This is a genomic window from Oleiphilus sp. HI0125 (assembly GCF_001635355.1).
Window position 1 is genome coordinate 1 of sequence record NZ_LWGF01000017.1, and the last position, 1,140, is coordinate 1,140.

General features: G+C 44.1%; 1 protein-coding gene. It reads right to left on the bottom strand.

Annotated features, from left to right (window positions below):
- Window positions 1-195: 195 nt before the first annotated feature.
- Window positions 196-1,140 (bottom strand): WS/DGAT domain-containing protein (locus tag A3762_RS00585; protein ID WP_156493090.1); only part of this gene is annotated, 945 nt, incomplete at its 5' end.

Consider the following 1,140-nt stretch of genomic DNA (forward strand, 5'->3'; position numbering starts at 1 on the left):
GCATATCAAGGTCAGATGAAACGGAAATCAGCTTACCTCCAGCAAATAAGGTTCAAGCTCCTTCCAAGAAATCTGTGCGGTTTCTAGATTTAACTTTTGCGCTAAAGGTACTTTTTGTTGATCAGTCATGATGTGCTTGTTGCTCTCTAATAAAGAGGTCGAATTCAAGCACTCATGATGATAAAAGGCAAGTTGTTAACCAATCACCGTTGGTTGAACAAGGTCTTCGATGTAGCTAGCAACAATATCTGTTCGATGTAACTCAATTTGCGCTACAAACTGAGAAACTATGCGCTCTGGATTAGGCAATAGACGTGAATCACCAACCAAGCCAAACTGTATTTGACCGCCATAACTGATGATACTCAAACCAATACCAAGATCGCCTGTTTGAGGAACCCAAAACATTTGCTCCTTGATCTTTGATCCTGCGATGTAACGTGCTTCGCGAGGTCCTGGAACATTCGACATCACTGCAGTTGTCTTATTCCCGAAGCTCTCAGTAAGCGCTCTTTGCATAGATTTTGGCAGCATGCCTGTCGCATACAAAATGCCATAAGACAAAGCTGGCTGAAGTGATTGCTTAAGCGCAATCATGTCGTGCTTTATTTTATATACGCGCTCTAAAGGATTCTCGATATCAACAGGCAATGCAGCAAACACAGTACCAAACTGGTTACCTAGGTCATCAGGATTTTGGCTTAGATCCATCTTATCCATTGGACGAATATTAACTGGAATCGTCACATGAACATTGCGCCCTTCTAAATTCTCACCCGCGCGAATCAACTCTTCACGAAAAGCGCCTGCTACACAAGACATGAGTAGGTCATTGATCTTACAGCCGACAACCTTCGCAATCCCATGAAACTTCTCAAAGCTCACCGGCTCAGACCAAGCACATGTTTTTCTAACACCAAGTTTGCCTTTCAAAGTACTACGCGGATCCGCGGGCATGGTCGCTAGTTGCGCTAACTCTGTCGCTGCACGAACACCATCACCGACGATACCGCGCATAGCATCTTGATCGCGCAAAATACTAATACCATCGCTCGATATCTTCTTAGCAAATTTTGCGTAGCGGTCTGCTCGTTCTGAAGCATTATCAATCAGACGTTGATACTTCGGCCATTCGTAGTT